Source organism: Arthrobacter sp. zg-Y820 (genome assembly GCF_030142155.1).
GTDB lineage: Bacteria > Actinomycetota > Actinomycetes > Actinomycetales > Micrococcaceae > Arthrobacter_B.
This window is the reverse complement of record NZ_CP126247.1, coordinates 449,500-468,229: the sequence shown is the minus strand read 5'-3', so window position 1 is coordinate 468,229 and position 18,730 is coordinate 449,500. Positions and strand designations below refer to the sequence as shown.

The 18,730-nt window shown below is 65.3% G+C and carries 15 protein-coding genes; 9 read left to right on the top strand and 6 right to left on the bottom strand.

Annotation, left to right across the window (positions count from 1 at the left end):
- The first annotated feature begins 118 nt into the window (after positions 1 to 118).
- Complete coding sequence (locus tag QNO08_RS02175; protein WP_229968453.1) at positions 119 to 1,096, top strand: aldo/keto reductase; 978 nt, start codon at positions 119 to 121, stop codon at positions 1,094 to 1,096.
- Here the strand turns inward: QNO08_RS02175 and QNO08_RS02170 are convergent.
- The 3 genes from QNO08_RS02170 to QNO08_RS02160 all read right to left on the bottom strand — a co-directional run bounded on the left by QNO08_RS02170 (position 1,093) and on the right by QNO08_RS02160 (position 5,081).
- Positions 1,093 to 2,010 (bottom strand): sugar ABC transporter permease, encoded by a 918-nt coding sequence (locus QNO08_RS02170; RefSeq protein WP_229968451.1) that lies wholly within the window; start codon positions 2,008 to 2,010, stop codon positions 1,093 to 1,095. The two genes, QNO08_RS02175 and QNO08_RS02170, sit on opposite strands and share 4 nt — an antisense overlap.
- Positions 2,007 to 3,614, bottom strand: a complete 1,608-nt coding sequence (locus QNO08_RS02165; RefSeq protein WP_229968449.1) for an ABC transporter permease subunit — start codon at positions 3,612 to 3,614, stop codon at positions 2,007 to 2,009. The genes QNO08_RS02170 and QNO08_RS02165 overlap by 4 nt, the downstream gene beginning before the upstream one ends.
- A 177-nt stretch (positions 3,615 to 3,791) precedes the next feature.
- Complete coding sequence (locus QNO08_RS02160; protein WP_229968447.1) at positions 3,792 to 5,081, bottom strand: sugar ABC transporter substrate-binding protein; 1,290 nt, start codon at positions 5,079 to 5,081, stop codon at positions 3,792 to 3,794.
- A gap of 310 nt (positions 5,082 to 5,391) precedes the next feature.
- Between QNO08_RS02160 and QNO08_RS02155 the strand changes: the two genes are divergently transcribed.
- The 4 genes from QNO08_RS02155 (at position 5,392) to QNO08_RS02140 (ending at position 9,846) form a co-directional block, all read left to right on the top strand.
- Positions 5,392 to 7,116 (top strand): glycoside hydrolase family 13 protein, encoded by a 1,725-nt coding sequence (locus QNO08_RS02155; protein ID WP_229968445.1) that lies wholly within the window; start codon positions 5,392 to 5,394, stop codon positions 7,114 to 7,116.
- A 145-nt stretch (positions 7,117 to 7,261) separates the two neighbouring features.
- On the top strand, positions 7,262 to 8,278 hold the full coding sequence (locus QNO08_RS02150) for a LacI family DNA-binding transcriptional regulator (protein ID WP_229968443.1): 1,017 nt from the start codon (positions 7,262 to 7,264) through the stop codon (positions 8,276 to 8,278).
- 131 nt (positions 8,279 to 8,409) lie between these two features.
- The gene (locus QNO08_RS02145) at positions 8,410 to 8,775 is read left to right on the top strand and encodes a DoxX family protein (protein WP_229968441.1); all 366 of its coding nucleotides are present in this window, start codon (positions 8,410 to 8,412) and stop codon (positions 8,773 to 8,775) included.
- Between the two features lie 111 nt (positions 8,776 to 8,886).
- Positions 8,887 to 9,846: a hypothetical protein gene (locus QNO08_RS02140; RefSeq protein ID WP_229968440.1), complete on the top strand. Its 960-nt coding sequence runs from the start codon at positions 8,887 to 8,889 to the stop codon at positions 9,844 to 9,846.
- Positions 9,847 to 9,984: 138 nt separating this feature from the next.
- Here the strand turns inward: QNO08_RS02140 and QNO08_RS02135 are convergent, their stop codons facing one another.
- The gene (locus QNO08_RS02135; protein ID WP_229968438.1) at positions 9,985 to 11,607 is read right to left on the bottom strand and encodes an HNH endonuclease signature motif containing protein; all 1,623 of its coding nucleotides are present in this window, start codon (positions 11,605 to 11,607) and stop codon (positions 9,985 to 9,987) included.
- A gap of 698 nt (positions 11,608 to 12,305) precedes the next feature.
- Between QNO08_RS02135 and QNO08_RS02130 the strand changes: the two genes are divergently transcribed.
- The 4 genes from QNO08_RS02130 (at position 12,306) to QNO08_RS02115 (ending at position 15,737) form a co-directional block, all read left to right on the top strand.
- Complete coding sequence (locus tag QNO08_RS02130) at positions 12,306 to 12,596, top strand: DUF1540 domain-containing protein (RefSeq protein ID WP_229968436.1); 291 nt, start codon at positions 12,306 to 12,308, stop codon at positions 12,594 to 12,596.
- Between the two features lie 70 nt (positions 12,597 to 12,666).
- Positions 12,667 to 14,280 (top strand): AMP-binding protein, encoded by a 1,614-nt coding sequence (locus QNO08_RS02125; RefSeq protein WP_229968434.1) that lies wholly within the window; start codon positions 12,667 to 12,669, stop codon positions 14,278 to 14,280.
- Positions 14,281 to 14,377: 97 nt separating this feature from the next.
- A complete protein-coding gene (locus QNO08_RS02120) occupies positions 14,378 to 15,292 on the top strand; it encodes an HNH endonuclease (protein WP_229968432.1) in 915 nt (304 codons plus the stop codon).
- A 61-nt stretch (positions 15,293 to 15,353) separates the two neighbouring features.
- Positions 15,354 to 15,737, top strand: coding sequence for an RNA-binding S4 domain-containing protein (locus tag QNO08_RS02115; protein WP_229968430.1), 384 nt, complete (start codon positions 15,354 to 15,356; stop codon positions 15,735 to 15,737).
- Positions 15,738 to 15,809: 72 nt separating this feature from the next.
- Here the strand turns inward: QNO08_RS02115 and QNO08_RS02110 are convergent, their stop codons facing one another.
- Complete coding sequence (locus QNO08_RS02110) at positions 15,810 to 17,117, bottom strand: MFS transporter (protein ID WP_229968428.1); 1,308 nt, start codon at positions 17,115 to 17,117, stop codon at positions 15,810 to 15,812.
- Positions 17,118 to 17,182: 65 nt separating this feature from the next.
- Positions 17,183 to 18,712, bottom strand: coding sequence for a succinyl-CoA:acetate CoA-transferase ScpC (gene scpC, locus QNO08_RS02105; RefSeq protein WP_229968426.1), 1,530 nt, complete (start codon positions 18,710 to 18,712; stop codon positions 17,183 to 17,185).
- Positions 18,713 to 18,730: the final 18 nt, after the last annotated feature.

Here is an 18,730-nt window from a genome sequence, read left to right as displayed (position 1 = left end):
CCCACGGTGCGACATCCCTGTACCGGGTACCGCCGCAGCGGTAGCATCGCCGTACGGTGCCGGTGCTTGCCTCCGCCGCCGCGAATTCTTTCCGAACGCAAAGGCCGCAATGACCGACATGAGATACGTAAAGCTGGGAAGCTCGGGAGCCATTGTGTCGGCCGTCGGTCTGGGGTGCATGACGTTCGGCGACCCCGGCCGCGGAAACCACGGGTGGACACTGCCCGGACCCGAGTCACGGCCGATCCTGCGCCGCGCCCTGGACCTGGGCATCAATTTTTTCGACACCGCCAATGTGTACTCCGCCGGGGACAGCGAGGCGATCACGGGCGCGGCCCTGGTGAACTACGCCAAGCGGGAAGAGGTGGTGATCGCCACCAAGGTCCGTGGCGAAATGGCACCCGGCCCCAACGGATGGGGGCTCTCCCGCAAGCACATCCTCTGGCAGGTGGACGAAAGCCTGCGGCGCCTGGGCACTGACTACATCGACCTGTACCAGGTCCACCGGTGGGACGGCTCAACCCCGCTGGAGGAGGTCCTGGAAACACTGGACGGGCTGGTCCGGGCCGGCAAGGTCAGGTATCTGGGGGCTTCCACCATGTACGCCTGGCAGTTTGCCCGGGCGCTGACACTGCAGCATGCCAACGGCTGGTCACCGTTTGTGACCATGCAGGCGCATTACAACCTCGTGTACCGCGAGGAGGAACGCGAGATGATTCCCCTGTGCGAAGCCACCGGCACCGGAGTGCTGGCGTATTCGCCCCTGGCCCGGGGCCGGCTGGCCCGTGGCTGGGACCGGGTGAGCCGGCGCCAGCAGCAGGACGAACTGGGCCACTCCCTCTACTCAGGCCAGGACGTGCCCAACAGTGCCATTGCCGACGCCGGCCTCCGGGTGGCCCAACGCCACGGCGTGCCGCGTGCCCAGGTGGCCCTGGCCTGGGTTCTGACCCACCCGACGGTGACGGCACCGGTGCTGGGCGCCTCCGCCGTCGACCATCTGGATGATGCCGTGGCTGCCTTGGACCTTCGGCTCTCGCCGGAGGATCTCGAGGAGCTGGAACAGGACTACACGCCCCGGCACGTGGCTGGCTTCTAGCCCTTCACGGCTCCGGCAACCAACCCGGAGGAGATGAAGCGCTGCAGGAACAGGAACAGCACCATCACCGGCAGGGCGGCCAGGACGGCACCCGCGGAGAAGACGCCCCAGGTGCGGGACTGGCTGTCTCCGACGAAGGAATAGAGGCCCACTGCCAGCGTCTGGGTGTCCGGATCATTCAGGACAATGGAGGCGATCAGGAATTCGCCGGTTGCCGTGATGAAGGACAGCAGCCCCACAATGGCGAGGATGGGGGTGACCAGCCGCAGGATGATGGTGAAGAAAATCTGGATGTGGCTGGCACCGTCGATGCGGGCCGCCTCGTCCAGGGACTTCGGCACGGTGTTGAAGAATCCGTACATCAGATAGGTGTTCACACCCAAGGCTCCGCCGAGATAGACCATGATCAGTCCGGTCTGGCTGCCCAGGCCCAGCCAAGGCACGACGTCGGAGATGCCGCTGAGCAGCAGGAAGATGGCGACGACGCCGAGCATCTGCGGAAACATCTGCAGGAGCATCAGGCTCATCAGTCCGAAACGGCGGCCCGTAAAACGCATCCGGGAGAAGGAGTACGCGGCCAAGGCGCCGAGGAACACGGTGCCGGCACTGGTGATCAACCCGACGACAAGGGTGTTCACAAACCACTTGGCGAACGGTTTCTGGGGGTCCGAGAAGAGGTTCACGAAGTTGTCGAACTCGATTGTGCCGAACAGCCCGCTCGCGGAGACCAGCGTGCCAGTGGGGCTGAGCGCGGCGGAGAGCACATAGGCCAGGGGAAAGAGCGCGAAAACTCCCATGACCAGGCCCACCAGATGCCGCCAGCCCTTGTCGCGGAACCAGACGGCGAACTTCCTGCGGGGTGCCGGAGCCGTTGGGACGGTTTTGAGTGCCGGGGTCAGAGTCGAATTGCTCATGAGTTCACTTCCTCCAGCGCCTTGGTCTGCCGAAAGCTGACCGCTGAAATGACTGCCACGATGATGAAGATGATGACGGCGAGCGCACTGGCCAGCCCGTAGTCACGCCCGGACCCCTGGCCGAACGCCACCTTGTAGACCAGCGTGATCAGCAGGTCGGTGGCGCCGATGTCCATGTTGGTATCGGAGAACCGGGGCCCGCCGCCGGTGAGCATGAAGATCACGTTGAAGTTGTTGAAGTTGAAGGCAAAGGTGGAGATCAGCAGCGGTGCAGTGGAGACCAGCAGCAGCGGCAGCTTGATCGAGCGGAAGATCCGCCACGCGGAGGCGCCGTCCATCCGGGCGGCCTCGTTGACGTCTTCCGGGAGGGACTGCAGGGCTCCGGTGCAGACCAGGAACATGTAGGGGAACCCCAGCCACGTGTTCACCAGCAGCACGCTGAACTTCGCCAGCCACGGATCGGTCAGCCACGGAATATCGGCTCCGCCGAACAGGGAGGCGTTGATGAAGCCGAATTCCTGGTTGAGCATCCCGGACCAGACCAGCCCGGCGAGGAAGGCGGGGAAGGCATACGGCAGGATCATCACGGTGCGGTAGATCTTTTTGCCGCGCAGGTTCGGATGGTTGAACGTGAGCGCAAGGAACAGGCCCAGTCCGAAGCACAGCAGCACCGATCCGAGCGCAAACGCAAAGGTCCAGAGAATAACGCTGACGAGCGGTCCGCGCAGGTCAGGATCGGTGAACGCACGCTCAAAGTTCTCGAACCCGACACCCACCTTCCAGCCCGTGGCGAGGCGTTCGCCGTCGGCCGTTATGAAGGAACCTTCACCGCCGTCGGTGTAGACGGCTCCGGACTCGGTGTCGGTGAAGGTGTCCGCCGCTTCGTCGTAGACCAGCACCGGTTTGAAGACGTACGCATTGGAGCCGTCGGCCGTCTGCAGGATGCCCTCATCGAGGTCTTCACCGAGGGGAACCTGGATGGCGGTGATTTCCTGCTGCGCGCCGAGCAGTTCGTTGAAGGTCAGTGTGCGGTAGCCCTCGGCGCCCACGGCCTTGCCGGTGCTGCCGAGTTCGGCGCCGTCGACATCGGCCAGCGGTTCGCCGGTGGTGCCGATCCGCACGCCACCGTCGGGATCGGTGACCAGCAGCGACAGGACATCGCCCTTTTCCACCACAGACACCTGGTAGGCGGGGGAATCCGGAATGCGCTTCTGCGCGCTCATGGAGATGGACGAGATGGCATCGTCCTTGGTGCTGTTGTGCCCGTCACCGTAGTTGGTGAACGCGATGTAGCCGCTGTAGACCACCACGAAGACCTGAAAGACGAGCAGGAACAGGACACCGGGGGCCAGATACTTGGCCGGCAGGCCGCCGCGGCGCAGGTAAATCCAGTTGATCAGCACGGTCACGGCCGTGGCTACTGCCAGGATGGTCCATTTCTCGTTCATGAACAGGGCCATCAGGACGTAAACGGCAAACGCATCCGTCAGGCCCAGAAGCAGGATTTTGGCCAGCAGGCCAGCCGTAGAGTCCGGGCTGCGCCGGGGTTTCGTTTTTGGTGCGGGAATGTCTGAGCGGACGGGGGTGTCCAGCTGATCAACCATCGGGGTTCTCCTTGAACCGGTTCGGGCCGGGACACTGCTCCTAAAACTGCAGTGTCCCGGCCCGCGTATCTTGCATCGGCTGTGCGGCCGGTGCTGTGTCTATCTCGTGCCGTACCTGTGTCGACGTCGTGTCAGGCCCCGGCTATTCCGTGTCTGACCAGACCGGCTGATACCGGACTACTTGGCGATCTTGGCTTCGATGTTGCTGACCATGGTGGCCCAGGATTCAGCGGGATCGCCCTGGCCCTTGATGAGTGCCAGCTCGGTGCCGCCCCAGTCCGCCCAAACGGCTTCCATTTCCGGAATGGCCGGCATCGGAACGCCGTTGGCTCCGATTTCGCCGAAGGCGGCGACGATCGGGTCCGCAGCTGCCTTGTCGAAGGAGGCGGTGAGGGCCGGCGGCCGTCCGCCGCCCTCGAACATGGCGTCCTGCACGGCCTCGGTGGTCAGGTAGTTCAAGGCAAATTCGGTGGCAGCGAGGGAGTTCTGGCTCTTGGAGCTGATGAAGAACCCGTTCACGCCCACAAAGGGCTGCGCGGGCTGGTCGCCGGTGGTGGGCAGCGGGTCGACGGCGACGTTGATGCCGGCTTCCTCGGCCAGCGGCACGTTCCACGGGCCGGTGAGGAAGTACGGGGAGGCTCCGGCGTTGAACTTCTCCTTGGCGATGTCCGCTGAGATGTTGGAATTCAGGATTCCGGCGCCGCTTTCGCCCCATTCCTTCAGCTTGGCGGCAAAGGCCGCGCCGTTTTCGCTGCCCAGCTCCAGCTTGGTGGCGTCGTAGCCGCCGTCCTCATCGGTGCCGAAGACCGGAACACCCATCGAGGTCTGCAGCGGGTAGAGGTGGTAGGGATCGCCCTGCTTGGGATCCATGCCCACTAGGAACGGGAATTCGGCTCCCTTGGTGGCGACGGCGTCCTGGCCGTTGGCGATGACCTCGTCCATGGTGGTTGCCGGTTCCGGAACCAGGTCCGTGTTGCGCAGCAGGCCGATGTTCTCGATGGAGTACGGAACGCCGTAGGTGCTGCCTTCATAGGTCATTGCCGAGACGGCAGATTCCTGGAAGTCGGCTGCCTTGTCGCCCAGTTCGATCGGGGCGACGACGCCGTTGAGCACAAACTTGCCCAGCCAGTCGTGCGGCCCGACGATCAGGTCCGGGCCCTTGCCGGTGGGAACCTGGGTGATGAAGTCATCGGAAACCTGCTCGAAGTCCTTCGTGACCAGCTTGATCTCGATGCCGGTGTCTTCCTTGAACTGGGCCGTGACCTCGGTCAGTGCCGGTGAACGTTCGGCATCGACCCACATTGTGAGGGTGGTGGCGCCGGCGCTGGCGAGATCGGTGGAGTCTGCGTTGTCAGCGGCGTCGCCGCCCCCACAGGCACTCAGGACAAGGGCTGCGGTGACCGAAACGGCCCCGAGAGCGAGGGCGCGGCGGCGAGGCGCCGTCGTACCCGTGGTGTGCACCTTCATTGGTGAACCTCTCCTAGTTTTTTCAATGGTGTCCGACATTCTCAGGCTGGTGCCCGAGCCTCCTGTGCTGCTGCACCGGAAGGGTCAGGAGCAGGGGAACTCTCCATCGGGGACCTAAGTATGGAGAAAGTGTAAGCGCGTACACGGTGTGCGTCCAATCACAGACTCAGATCACACTAACCTTCCCACGTCAGAGGCACATTGCCCGCTCAGCTTCCCCGGCTGGACGGAAACTACCGTCGCTGGGAAAGCCGCAACCTGCGTGCAAGCGTTTTCATTCTGAGCCGGAGATGCCCCTAGGATGGCACCCATGCTCAGCCACTTAATTTCCGGCACCGGCGCAGAGACCGGCCCGTCCCTTGTCCCTCTGCACGCAGCCTCCAGCGAACACGATCGCCAGTGGTGGCGTTCCTCGGTGATTTACCAGGTGTATCCGCGCTCGTTCCGCGATCTCAGCGGAAACGGCGTGGGCGACCTGCCCGGCATCACTGCTGAGATGTCCTCCCTGGCCGAGCTCGACATCGATGCCCTGTGGCTCTCCCCGTTCTACACCTCACCGCAGAACGACGCCGGCTACGACGTCGCTGACTACTGCGCCGTCGATCCGCTGTTCGGCACCCTCGAGGACTTTGATGCCCTCGTTGCGAAGGCCTCCGGGCACGGCATCCGGATCATTGTGGACCTCGTTCCCAACCACTGCTCCAGCGAACACGCCCTCTTCCAGGCCGCCCTTCACTCGCCGGCGGACTCGCCTGAGCGGGACATGTTCATCTTCCGTGACGGGGCCGGCGAAAACGGCGTCCTTCCGCCCAACAACTGGCAGTCGCACTTCGGCGGATCAGCCTGGACCCGGACCACCAACACCGATGGAACGGCCGGCCAGTGGTACCTGCACCTGTTCGACTCCAGCCAGCCGGACTTCAACTGGGACAACCCGGCGGTGCGTGCGGAGTTCGAACGCGTGCTGCGCTTCTGGCTGGACCGCGGCGTCGGCGGTTTCCGCGTGGATGTTGCCCATGCCCTGGTCAAGAAGTCCGGGCTGCCCGATTGGGGCGGCCGTGCCGACGGCGGTTCCTCGGAGGGTTTCCCCGGATACGAGGCTCCGATGTTCGGCCAGGCGGAAGTCCACGACATCTACCGGTCCTGGCGGCGGCTGCTGGACAGCTACGACGGCGACCGCGTGCTGTGCGCCGAAGCCACCATCGATCCGCTGGACCGCCTCTCGGACTGGGTCCGCCCGGATGAGATGCACCAGACCTTCAACTTTGCCTATCTGCACCACCCCTGGCACGCCGGGGCGCTGCGCCACGTCATCTCGTCGTCGTTGGAAGCCTTCGACAAGGTGGGGGCGCCCACCACCTGGGTGCTTTCAAACCACGACGTCGTGCGCCATGCCACGCGCTTTGGTCTCGAGGACCAGCAGGAACGCCCGGGCGACGGTCTGGGGCCGGAGGACCCGCAGCCCAACCACACCCTGGGACTCTCCCGGGCACGAGCTGCCACCTTGCTGATGCTGGCCCTGCCCGGCGGCGTCTACCTCTATCAGGGGGAGGAATTGGGACTGCCGGACCACACCACCATGCCGCACGACTTCCGCCAGGATCCCACCTATCACCGCACCGGCGGCGCCCGCCTGGGACGTGACGGCTGCCGGATTCCCCTGCCCTGGTACTCCGCGGCTGACAGCTTCGGCTTCAGCAGCACCGGTTCGGCTTGGCTGCCCCAGCCTGCCGACTGGGCGTCGCTGGCCCGCGATGTCCAGCGCGAGGATCCGAACTCGACGCTGAACCTGTACCGCAGCGCGCTGGCCGTACGTCGGGAATATGCCCTCGGTGCCGGTTCGCTGGCCTGGTGGCCCGACGTCGATCCGGACGCCGTCGTCGCCTTCCTGAACGGCACCGTCCTGACTGTGCTGAACATGGGCACCGAACCGATGTCCCTGCCCTCCGGGGAGGTTCTGGTGACCAGCGAAGCCGGTGCCGCGGCTGACGGTTTCCTGCTCCCCAACCACGCTGTCTGGCTCCGGCTAAGCTAAATGCGGAAAAGGCACCGGGCTTCCGGGTCCGGTGCCTCAGCTGGGCGCTGCTGCTGTCAGGGTGCGGCAGCCCATAAGCCTTCTGAACAGTGCAGGTACTGAATCGCACATCTGCGTCATGCAGTTGCTGAATCGAGGACAAATCGTGGCAGGGATCAAAGAGGTGGCCGCGCGCGCCGGTGTCTCTTCAGCCACGGTCTCCCGTGCCTTCAGCGGCAACGGAAAGGTCTCCGAGGCCACCCGCCGCAAGGTTCAGGCCGCAGCCGACGAGCTGGGCTTTGTCATTTCCTACAACGCGTCGTCGCTGGCTTCCGGCCGCAGCCGCAACATTGGAATTGTCATGCCCACCGTCGGCCGCTGGTATTTCTCCCAGGTCCTCGAAGGCGCTGCCGCTGCACTCATCGATGCGGGCTATGACCTCACGCTTTACAACACCGGCGACAGCCCCGGACACCGCGAGAGTGTGCTGACCGAGATGCTGCGCCGCAAACGGCTCGACGCCGTCATAGCGGTGGCGCTGAAACTCACCGACGAGGAGCTGTCCCAACTGCACGCCGTCGGCAAGCCCATTGTCGCCATCGGCGGTCCCCTGCCGCAGACCCACACCATCCGCGTGGACGAGGCCAACATCTCGGCGCTCGCCACCGAGCACCTCATTGCTCTCGGTCATACCCGAATTGCCCACATTGGAGGTGGCGAAGAGCTCGAGCGCGATTTTCGGATGGGCAGCACGCGCCGGGACGGTTACGAACAGGCCATGGGCCGTGCCGGTCTGAAATGCGTGCACATCAACAGCCCCGACTTTTCCGTGGGCAGCGGAGTTCACGCCGCCAAGACTCTCCTGGCCGCTCCGGGCCGGCCCACTGGCATTTTTTGCGCCTCGGACGAGATCGCCATCGGCACCATCCTTGCGGCCAAGAGTCTGGGACTGCGTGTTCCGGAGGACCTGTCGGTGATCGGCATTGACGGGCATGAGCTCGGGGAGGTCTTTGGGCTGACCACCATCAGCCAGGATCCGCGGGGCCAGGGAGCTGCCGCCGTCGCCGCCGTCCTTTCCCTCCTCCAGCAGGAGCCGCTCGAAGCAGACTGGACTCAGCGTTTCTACCCCACCGAGTTCGTGGTCCGCTCCAGCACTTCGGTTCCCGCGGACCTGCACAGCTGATCCGCGGACTGCGGCCTCCACTCCGGGAATCAGCGGCTCCGCCGTCGTGCTGGCCGTTGCCCTCGTCTTCACCAGCCAACCGTGCTTGACTGGAATGTCAGTTCGTCCGGCCGAAAGAACACCGCTCCCCCATGTCCCTTTTTCTCTGGATTCTGCAGATCGTTCTGGCCATCATGTTCATGGGAATTGGCGGGCAGCGGCTGACGCGCCCCGCCAGGCACTTGAGGAAATTGCCGTGGACAGACGGTTATCCGGTGGCCGCCATCCGCGCCCTTGGTGCAGTGGAGCTAACCGCGGGCGTGTTCCTCTTGCTTCCCGGATTCCTGGGCTGGACGCCCATCCTGACCACCGCCGCTGCCGCAGGCCTGGTGGTCCTCATGGCCTTGGCCGTAGCGATGCATCTGCGCCGGGAACAGCGCCAGGCCGCTGTCCTCCCGGCTATCCTTCTGGTGATGGCAGCCATAGTGGTGTGGGGCCGGCTGGCTCAAATGCTGTGAGCTCGTTTTGATGAGCCCTAAGGTTGTGGAGTCCTGCAATGGGGAGCCTTGAATGGGGAGCCATGGAAGGTGAGCGCGGGAAGGTAACCACGGAAAGATGAGCGGAGCGGGATGGCGGACAAGGCAGAGACCGTAGCGGAGCTGTATGCCCTCATGCCCGATGCCTTCACGGAAGCCCGCAACCAGCGCGCAGCCGCTGCGACCAAAGGCGGGGACAAGGAATTGGGTAAAGCCCTACGCACCCTGCCGAAACCCTCTGCCGGTGCGTGGCTGGTCAACATGCTGACCCTGCATCGTCCGGAGCTGGTCTCCGAGGTCCTCGAACTGGGCGCCGTCCTGCGGGAAGCGCAAACCGATATGGATCAGCAGCAGCTGCGCCAGCTCAGTGGTGAGCGCCAACGCCTGCTCCGGTCTGCCGCGCGGGAAGCCCGGAGTCTCGCCGAAGAATTGGGGCGTCCGGTCAGTGCCGCAGTGGGCGCGGAAGTGGAACAAACACTCTGGGCCGCGATGACCGATGCCGATGCTGCCGCCGCGGCAGCCAGCGGTCAGCTAGTTCGGGCGCTGGAAGCCAATGGCTGGGAACCGGTGCAGCTGGAGGGCGCCGTTGCGGACCCCTCCTCGGTTCGGCAGCTGACTGCCGGCGGAACGCCGCGGCAACCATCCACAACCGGAACCGGTGCTCGCGGCTCTGGGGCCGGGGATGGGGAAGGTGCTGAGGGTGGGGCCGGTAAAGGTTCTGCCGTGCAGGCGAGGAAGGAAAAAGCTGCGGCAGCCCGCGCACTTCGCGCGGCGCGGACATCATTGGCGGATGCAGAGCGGGACGCAGCGCAGGCTGAGGACGCTCTGAAGGCGGCCCAAGATGAGGTCGATGCTGTTGACGACCGCCGCGACGAGCTGACAGACGAAATTGACGAACTGCGTGAGCGGATCCGAGATCTCGAGCGTGAAGTGGCTGCCGTCGACCGCCGTGCGGGCACCCTCGAACGGGCACGCGATAGTGCCCGCCGCACAGCGCGTGCGGCCCGACGGGCCGTGGAGAAAGCCCAGGCCAAGCTGGAGGGTTTGGGCTAGCTCCAGAGAGGCCGGGCTCCAGGTCTGGAGCCCTGTACGGCTCCAGCCGCCAGCCCTGTCCTGCTGCAGCTGGCCCCCAGCCCTGCTGCATCTGGTTCCAGCTGCGAGCCCTTCCGAATCTCGATGAATCAGTTCGCCCTAGAAGGGCGGCGGGTCGTCTCCGTAGTCGTCCGGATCATCTGGAGCGCTTGGTCCGCCGGGAGCACTTGGAGCGCTTGGTCCGCCGGCATCATTGGCCCGTGATGGACCAATGCCCGCCGCGTTGCCTCCGCCATTCGCCTGACCGCTATTCGCGGTGATGTCCGGGCGCAATTGGCCGCCGTCATCGCTACAGGTTTCCCGGGACAGGCTCAGTTGCGGTTCCGTCCGGTAACACCTGCCGCCCGGCGAGGTCCACTCAATCACCCCGGGACGAGGCTGCCTGGCTTTCCAGAACCCTTCGGATTTGAACATGTGATGCCGCCGGCACAAATGCTCCAAATTGTCATGATCAGTCGGCCCGCCCTGCGCCCACGGTTTGGTGTGATCGATCTCGGAAATCACCGCATTGGTCCGGCACCCCGGGAACCGGCAGGTCCCGTCCCGCACCCGCAGGACCCGTTTCAATCCGTCGGGAACCTTCCGCCGTTTTCCCACGCGCAGGATCTCTTCGGTGTCCGGGTCGCGTTCCACCGGTGTCCATTTCATGGCCTCGCGGGCCATCCTCCGGGCCGTTTCGGGACTGATGGGCCCGTATCCGTTCAGTTCGGCTGGCTGGTCATCGGCTCCGAAGAGGGTTTCGGCGTTGATCAGCACCAGGATCTCCGTCCGAGCCCTGGGACCATGGCCAATACGGCAGGACCCGGACCCCTTGCCGGAGCCCTTGCCGGAACCAGTATCAGAACCTGATCCCTGGCCGGAGCCGGCATCTGGGCCAGAACGCTTGCCGGTGCCCGAACCCTTACCTTCGCCGCTGGCGCCCCTGCCGGAGCCGGATCCCTTACGACGGCCCTTACCCTTCTTACCCCCGGCACCCGCACCACCACCGTTGCTGCACTCGTCCCCGCACTCATGCTCGTGGCCGCCCAACAGATCCGCGAGGATGTCCGTGCGCAACTGATCCACCGTGCGTGTGTCCCCGGCGGCCTGCTCACCCCGGGCCGCAACACTGAGCTGAGTAAAAATGGCTTGGGCTTTCTCGGCAGGCAGCAACGCCGAAAGCCAGGACATCCCGTCCGGCTCCGGACGCACCCACACCGTCCGCTGCTCAAACGCCGTCAACTGCCGCTGCACGATGGTCTCCGGATAGTACTGCTCCCGCAGCCGGTGAGCCTTCACCCGGAACTGGGTTCTGGTCTGACCCGCCGCCAGACCCAGCAACTCCGCCTCGAACCCGGGCAGCTCGCCCGACACCACGCCCACACACTGCTCCACCAGGATCTCGACGTGACCGTAACTGATCTGCCCGGACTCCAACGCCTGCAGCGTGGCCGTGTTCCTGGTGCAGAGATCACCGGCCTGACTCATCAACGCCTTTCCGCTACCGGTGGGCACTCCCAGAATGGTTGCGGCTTCCTCCGCGGCGAGGCTGAACGCCATCTCCGCGTCCCGCAACCCGGTAACGGATAGCGTCTCGTCCTCGTAAACGGTCTGCAGCCGGGACAGGACCCGAGCCTGCTGCGCCTGCGCCCACCGGATCAAATGATCCAATCGCAACAAGGCCCCACCGACTTCAGCCTCGGTCAGGGACTCCACGTTCTGCAGGGCCAGGAACCCGGTCAACCCGTCCCGGTAACCGGTGTCGGACGGCCCCGGGGAATGGACAGGATGGACGGAATTATCAGAGGAGGCAGGGGCCAGAGAGCCACCGGATCCTTGAACTTCAGCTCCGTCACTGACAGCTGGATCAGTTCCGACAACGCCCGGCTCGGCAAGGAAAACCGACAGGCTGGAGTTTGCAGCCTGCCCATGTCCAGTGCCGGGAGTCCCGGTCGAAGATCCGTTCTGATCCATGACTTCAGACTTTCACCCGGCACTGACATTCCCGGTTCCAGAAGCGCCAAAACCACCCCAAAACAGGCCAAAACGGGCCCTTTTCAGGACTCACAAATACCCCACTTTTGCTGGCAACTACTGGCTGCGAAGACTGGATACCCGCTCGTGCAGGGGCAACTCATACATCCCAGACAAACCGGGCAGAACGGATGCCTCACCGACATGCTTCCCCGACGACGCCCACCGAACAGTGCCACCGAACAGTGCCACCGAAGAGGCCCATCAGAACAGCATGGACGAGTCGTCGAAGGAGGGGTCGAATCAGCCCGCCCGGGGAGCCTTCAGCACCCCTCGGCACGCCTCCCCCGACGTGCGCTGCGGCGTGGCAGACATCCGGAAATACGTGCAACATATTCGCCCTAATTATCGGCGGACAACGGTGGTACGTTCGAAATTCGACAGACATAACTCCCTCTGGAGGAATCATGACTGATCATGTAGCGCCCGTCAGCGATTGCGCCGTCCACAGCTGCGATTTCAACCACGACGGCTGCACCGCTTACGCCATCACAGTCGGCGGCACCCCCGACCACGCGAGCTGCTCCACCTTCATCGACACGGCTGAAACCGGAGGCCTGCCCAAGGTTCTTGCATCGGTCGGAGCCTGCCTGCGGAGCGAGTGCCGGCATAACGACCACCTCATGTGCAATGCCCACGATGTCAAAGTCGGCCCCGGTTCCGAGCTGGCGGACTGCCTAACCTACCAGCCCCGCTAGGCACAATGTGTGATCCAAGCCTCAAAAACCCTGTAGCGTTGGAGGCGATTAACCGCCTCAAAGGAGAACAATGCCAGGCTTGGATACCGCTTTGACACCGCTTCGCTTCCTCGAACGCGCGGCGCAGGTCCACCCGACAAAGACAGCGGTAATAGACGGCACCCGCCGCCTGACCTACCGGGAGTTTGCGGAAGCAGTAACCCGCACCGCGCACGCCCTGCTGGCCTCGGGCCTCCAGCCGGGAGGCCGGGCCGCGTTTCTCGGCACGAACTCCGCCGAGCTGCTGATAGCCCACTACGCCGTGCCCCTGGCCGGAGGTGTCCTCGTTCCGCTGAACACCCGGTTGTCTCCGCCCGAGGTCGCCTATATCTGCAACCATTCCGGCGCCACTTTGCTGTTCGGGGATCCGGACCTGCTGCTCGGCTTGGGCTCGCCCGAACTGAACACGGTCGAGGAGATTTTTTCCGTCCCCCTCCAGGACGGCGCCGCCGACACGGTGGAGGGCACGACGTCGTACGCTGATTTCCTCGACCGCGGCACCGACAGCCCGCTCCCCTGGGAAGTCGCGGACGAAAACACAGTCATCACGCTGAACTACACCTCCGGCACCACCGGGCGGCCCAAGGGCGTGATGTACACGCACCGCGGCGCGTACCTGAATTCGCTCGGCGAGCTGCATCACCAGGGGTTCGGCGCAGACACCGTTTATCTCTGGACCCTGCCGATGTTCCATTGCAACGGCTGGTGCACCACGTGGGCACTGACCGCAGCTTCCGGAACCCATGTCTGCCTGCGCGCGGTCCGCGGCCCGGAGATCTGGCGGTTGATCGACTCCTGCGGCGTGGACCACCTGGCCGGTGCCCCAACGGTCCTCAGCGCCATCGCCACGGCCGCGGAGGCTCATGAGTTGGCGCACCCGCTGACCATTGTGACTGCCGGGGCGCCGCCCAGCCCCACCATCATCACCAAGATCCACCAGCTCCGGGCCACGGTGGTGCATGTCTACGGGCTTACCGAGTCCTATGGTCCGTACGCGGTCTGCGAACCGCAGGCAGCTTGGGCGGAGCTCGACGGCGATGCCTTGGCCCGGAACATGGCGCGGCAGGGTGTGGGCATGCTGACCTCGGACCGGCTGCGCGTGGTCCGCGACGAGGTCGGGGCCTCCGGAGACCTGATTGATGTGGCGGACGACGGCGTGGAAATGGGCGAGATTGTCATGCGCGGAAATTCAGTGATGAAAGGCTATTACCGTGACGACGCCGGAACCGCCGATGCCTTCCGCGGCGGCTGGTTCCGCACAGGGGATCTCGGCGTCATGCACGCCGACGGTTATGTCCAGCTGCTGGACCGTTCCAAGGATGTGGTGGTCTCCGGCGGTGAGAACATCTCCACCATCGAAGTGGAACAGGCACTGGCCAGCCATCCCGCCGTCGCCGACGTGGCAGTGATCGGCGTTCCGGATGACCGCTGGGGCGAGCGGCCCAAGGCTTTCGTGGTCCTCGCACCGGGCCGGATGGTCACCGAGGAGGACCTCCTGTCCCATGTAAAGTCCCAGATCGCTTCCTACAAGGCACCGCGGTCAGTGGAGTTCATCATTGACCTGCCCAAGACATCCACCGGAAAAATCCGCAAGAATGAACTGCGGTCGCTGGAATGGGAGGGCCGGGAAGCACGCATCAACTGAGGACCGCCTGCTGGGGCGTCCTGCCGGCCGAGAGCGTTCGTCCACCCAGGATCCTCATCATCCGAGCCGCACGCAGAACAACAAACAAGGAGTTTTTATGGCAGCCGTCGTACTGGGCTGGAACCCTGCCACAGCGTTTGGCGCAGGGCCAGGACGTACGGACTACCGGATGGCGGCCTCCACCGTGCACCGCACCGGACTTTTTGGCACCAGGTGGCGTGTGGGGCGCGGACAGCGGCTGGATCCCGGAACAGACGTGTGGCTGTTCGCTCAGGGCCGGCACGGCCGAGGGCTGCTGGGACACGGCGTGGTTGCCTCCGCGCCCCAGCCCGGCGCGGCGCTGCCGGCCAGGCTGGGGCTCCTCGCGGGCATCGTCTTTGACCTGCTCCTGCCACCGGGGGATGCCCTGTCCGCGGACGAACTGCCGGCCAGCGTCCCGGAGCTGAACTGGAATGCCGTCCGCAGCACGGGCACCGTCGTGCCGCCCCAGGCCGAAGCACCGCTGCGTTCGACTTGGACCGCGTTCCTGCGCTCACGACCTGTTCCGCAGGAGTGGCTGGGAGCGGCGGACCCGACAATTCCCCTTCCGGGGAGCCTCCCCCAGGACAGCCTGCGCCAAGTCGCCGTCAACCGCTACGAACACGACCCCGACGCCGTGCGGCAGTGCGTCGCGTTCCACGGCACGTCGTGCTCAGCCTGCGGCTTGTCGATGGAACAGATCTACGGGCCACCCGGTGCCTCCTTCGTGCAGGTCCATCACATCGTTCCGCCGGCCTCCATCACCCCTGACTACACGCTGGATCCCGTGGCGGACCTGCTGCCGCTGTGTCCCAACTGTCATGCAATAGCTCACCGCGGGGTGCCTGATCCCTACACCCCGAACGAGCTGCGCCGGATGCTGGAATCCGCCGCGGGACCGCGGCCCGACCGTAATCCGATTCCGGGCTCCGTCCCCACCGCCGAGGAGCTGCGCGCCCAAGCGGACGCGGATCGCCTTCGGGACAACCGGTAAAGGACTGAAGAGATGAACCACCAGCAAAAGCACACGGCGCCATGACAGAATCGTTAGCGCCATGACCATTCCAGCCAGCACCTCAAAATCCGTCCGCGTGGATGCCTGGTTGTGGGCCATCAGGGCCTACAAGACCAGGTCCGCCGCCACTGCCGCCTGCCGGGCCGGCCATGTCCGGCTCAACGGCAACCCGGCCAAGGCCGCCCAGCCGGTGCAGCCGGGAGACACCATCCGGGTACGCCAGCCGGGTTTCGAAAGAATTCTGGAAGTCCGCCAGCTGATCGCCAAGCGGGTTGGGGCCGAGCCAGCCTCCCACTGCTTTACCGATCACACGCCGCCGCGGCCCGTGGGCCCTGCCCTGGGCGTTCCCCTGCGGGACCGGGGCGCGGGGCGCCCCACCAAGAAGGACCGCCGCGAGATCGACAGGCTGCGCGGGGACCGCTAAGCCTATTGGGCAGCTACGTCCTGCGCGGGGACTGCTAAGCCCCTTGGGCAGCTACGTCCTGCGCGGAGACCGCTAGGTCCCTTGGGCCGGATTCCGGCTCAGCTGGTCATCCACAAACCGCGGGGCCGCTGCGGCCACCCCGGCAGCGGCCATGGCCACCGAGAAGCCGATCAGGATGATAAGCGGCAGGGCCCAGCTTTCCGTCGCTGCGTGCAGGGCACCGATGGCAAACGGCCCAACGGCAGCCAGGAGGTAGCCCACCGGCTGGCAAAAACCGGAAAGTTCCGCCGTCACCCGCGGATCCCGGGAACGTCCCGTAATGAGGGCCAGCGCAGTCGGGAAGGCAAAACCGCCGGCACCGAGCAGCAGCGCCCACAGCCAGGGCACGGTGTCAGGGGCCAGCAGCAGACCGAGATAACCGGCTCCGGTGGCGGCGGCCAGCGCGGCGACATAAAAACGGAGACCCGGAGCCCGCGCCACGAGGGCGGGCATGATCAGGCCGCCGGGAATTCCCAGCGCGGCAATGATCGCCATCATGAAACCTGCCTGTGTCTGGCTGAGTCCGGCGTCCCGGTAGATCTGCGCCACCCAGCCAAACTGGACATAGGCGTTCATGGACTGCACGCCGAAATACACGCACAGCGCCACGGCAGTCCGCGACGAGGTCAGGCGCAGCCGGCCGCCGTCGGACGCCAACCCTGCAGTGCCGCCGTCGGGCGCGGACGCCAACCCTTCGGTGCCGCCGTCAGTGCCGGTGCTTTCGGTCCGCGAACGCCGGCCGCGGAACGCGATCACGGTCCACGGCACCACGGCAACCAGTGCCGTCGCACCCCAGACCCGGAGACTGACCTGCCAGCCGTCCGGCCCGCTCGCCGCCAGCGGAGCCGCGATCAGCAGCGGCAGTGTTGCGCCGACGGCCAAGGTGGTGCCGTAGACGGAGTTCAGCAAAGCGGTCCGCGTTCCCCCGTGCCGCTTGATGAACGCGGGAACAAGAATGTTGCCCACGGCCATGCCGGCAAAAGCCAGAGCCGTCAGCAGCAGGAACGGCACGGCTGAATCCACGACCGAGCGCAGCAGCAGACCCGCAGCGACAATCGCCACGCCCGCGGCAATGGTTCCGTTGAGTCCGGCCCGCCGGGCCAACGCAACGGCCAGGGCACCGACGACGGCGAAGGTCAGCCCGGGCAGCGCCGTCAGGACTCCGGCCAGCGCGGACCCCATCCCCAGCGCGGACTGCAGTTCCGCCAGCACCGGCCCGACCGACGTCGCGCCGGCCCGCAGGTTCAATGCGACAAGGACGACGACGGCGGCCGCGGCCCACAGTGTCAGGGGCGCCGCTGCTGCGCGGCGCCCGGCCCGCCGGTTTCTGCTTTCACTCATCTGAGCTTTCTAGCACGCGGGACGCAGATCCCGCGTGCCAGGTCAGCTCCCGGTTACACGTGCCGTCAGGCGGAGGCCGGTGTCTGGACGCGGCTGTCCCCGGTTTCCACGAACCGCTGGTGCCAGGACAGTGCTTCGTCGAGCAGGTGCGGGGTGTGCTTGCCGAAGCTCTCCCGGCAGGCCCGGTCGAAGTAGTCCTGCAGCAGGGGCTGGAAGTCCGGGTGTGCACACTTGTCGATGATGGTCCGCGCGCGCTGTTTGGGCGAGAGCCCGCGCAGGTCCGCGAGACCGCGTTCGGTGACAACCAGCATGGTGTCGTGCTCGGTGTGGTCCACATGGCTGACCATCGGCACGATGCCCGAGATTTTGCCGCCCTTGGCAGTGCTCGGGGACAGGAAGGCGGAGAGGAACCCGTTGCGGGCAAAGTCGCCGGAGCCGCCGATCCCGTTCATCATGGCGGTGCCAGCCACATGGGTGGAGTTCACGTTGCCGTAGAGGTCCGCCTCGATCATGCCGTTCATGGCGATGCAGCCGAGCCGGCGGATCAGTTCAGGATGGTTGGAGATCTCCTGGGTGCGCAGGATGATGCGCTTGCGGTAGAACTCGATGTTGGAGTTGAACTCTTCGATTCCGGCCGGGCTCAGCGAGAAGGAGGTGGCGGAGGCCACGCGGATCACGCCGTCGCGGATCAGGTGCAGCATCCCGTCCTGGATGACTTCGGTGTAGGCGGTCAGCCCGGTATAGCCGGAGGAGGCCAGCCCGCCGAGGACGGCGTTGGCGATGTTGCCGACACCGGACTGCAGCGGCAGCAGCTTGTCGGTCAGCCGGCCGGCCTTGATCTCGTCGCCGAAGAAATCGATCAGGTGGGCGGCGATCTGCTGGGAGGTTTCGTCCGGGGCGGCGAAGGGCGTCATCCGGTCCGGGGCATCGGTCTCGACGACGGCGATCACCTTGTCCGGGTCCAGCCGCAGGTAGGGCTCCCCGATCCGGTCATCCGGGTTGACCAGCATGATCGGCTTGCGGTGCGGCGGCAGTGCCGTTCCGTAGTAGACGTCGTGCATGCCGTCCATCTGGGCCGACTGCTGGACGTTGACCTCCAGGATGATCTTGTCCGCCTGTTCGATCCAGGTCTTGTTGTTGCCCACGGAGGAGGACGGAATGAGGGAGCCATCTTCGTTGATGCCAACGACCTCGATCACCGCCAGGTCCACGTGGCCGTAGAAGCCGAACCAGGTGTACTGGGCCACATGCCCGAGGTGGATGTCGATGTACTCGAGTTCGCCGTCGTTAATCCGCTTCCGCAGCGTCGGATCGGACTGGTACGGCAGCCGCAGTTCCATGCCGCCGGCCTTCGCGAGCACGCCGTCGAGCTCGGGAGCGGTGGAGGCGCCGGTAAGGACCTTGATCTGGAATTCCTCGCCGCGGGCATGCGCCTCTTCCATCTGCACGGCGAGAGCCTGGGGCACGGCCTTGGGATAGCCGGCTCCGGTGAAACCGCTCATCGCCACAGTCATGCCAGGTCTAATAAGCGCCGCTGCCTGCTCGGCAGACATTCTGCGCTGAAGCAGTCCTTCGTGGTGAATCCGGTCGTGCATGGTGGCCTTTCCTTAGAT

Bases quoted from the DNA above. Each gene is read 5' to 3' on its own strand.
- QNO08_RS02160 (WP_229968447.1), bottom strand. From the start codon at position 5,081: ATGAAGGTGCACACCACGGGTACGACGGCGCCTCGCCGCCGCGCCCTC.
- QNO08_RS02170 (WP_229968451.1), bottom strand. From the start codon at position 2,010: ATGAGCAATTCGACTCTGACCCCGGCACTCAAAACCGTCCCAACGGCT.
- scpC (WP_229968426.1), bottom strand. From the start codon at position 18,712: ATGCACGACCGGATTCACCACGAAGGACTGCTTCAGCGCAGAATGTCT.
- QNO08_RS02165 (WP_229968449.1), bottom strand. From the start codon at position 3,614: ATGGTTGATCAGCTGGACACCCCCGTCCGCTCAGACATTCCCGCACCA.
- QNO08_RS02120 (WP_229968432.1), top strand. From the start codon at position 14,378: ATGGCAGCCGTCGTACTGGGCTGGAACCCTGCCACAGCGTTTGGCGCA.
- QNO08_RS02145 (WP_229968441.1), top strand. From the start codon at position 8,410: ATGTCCCTTTTTCTCTGGATTCTGCAGATCGTTCTGGCCATCATGTTC.
- QNO08_RS02110 (WP_229968428.1), bottom strand. From the start codon at position 17,117: ATGAGTGAAAGCAGAAACCGGCGGGCCGGGCGCCGCGCAGCAGCGGCG.
- QNO08_RS02115 (WP_229968430.1), top strand. From the start codon at position 15,354: ATGACCATTCCAGCCAGCACCTCAAAATCCGTCCGCGTGGATGCCTGG.
- QNO08_RS02155 (WP_229968445.1), top strand. From the start codon at position 5,392: ATGCTCAGCCACTTAATTTCCGGCACCGGCGCAGAGACCGGCCCGTCC.
- QNO08_RS02140 (WP_229968440.1), top strand. From the start codon at position 8,887: ATGGCGGACAAGGCAGAGACCGTAGCGGAGCTGTATGCCCTCATGCCC.
- QNO08_RS02130 (WP_229968436.1), top strand. From the start codon at position 12,306: ATGACTGATCATGTAGCGCCCGTCAGCGATTGCGCCGTCCACAGCTGC.
- QNO08_RS02125 (WP_229968434.1), top strand. From the start codon at position 12,667: ATGCCAGGCTTGGATACCGCTTTGACACCGCTTCGCTTCCTCGAACGC.
- QNO08_RS02175 (WP_229968453.1), top strand. From the start codon at position 119: ATGAGATACGTAAAGCTGGGAAGCTCGGGAGCCATTGTGTCGGCCGTC.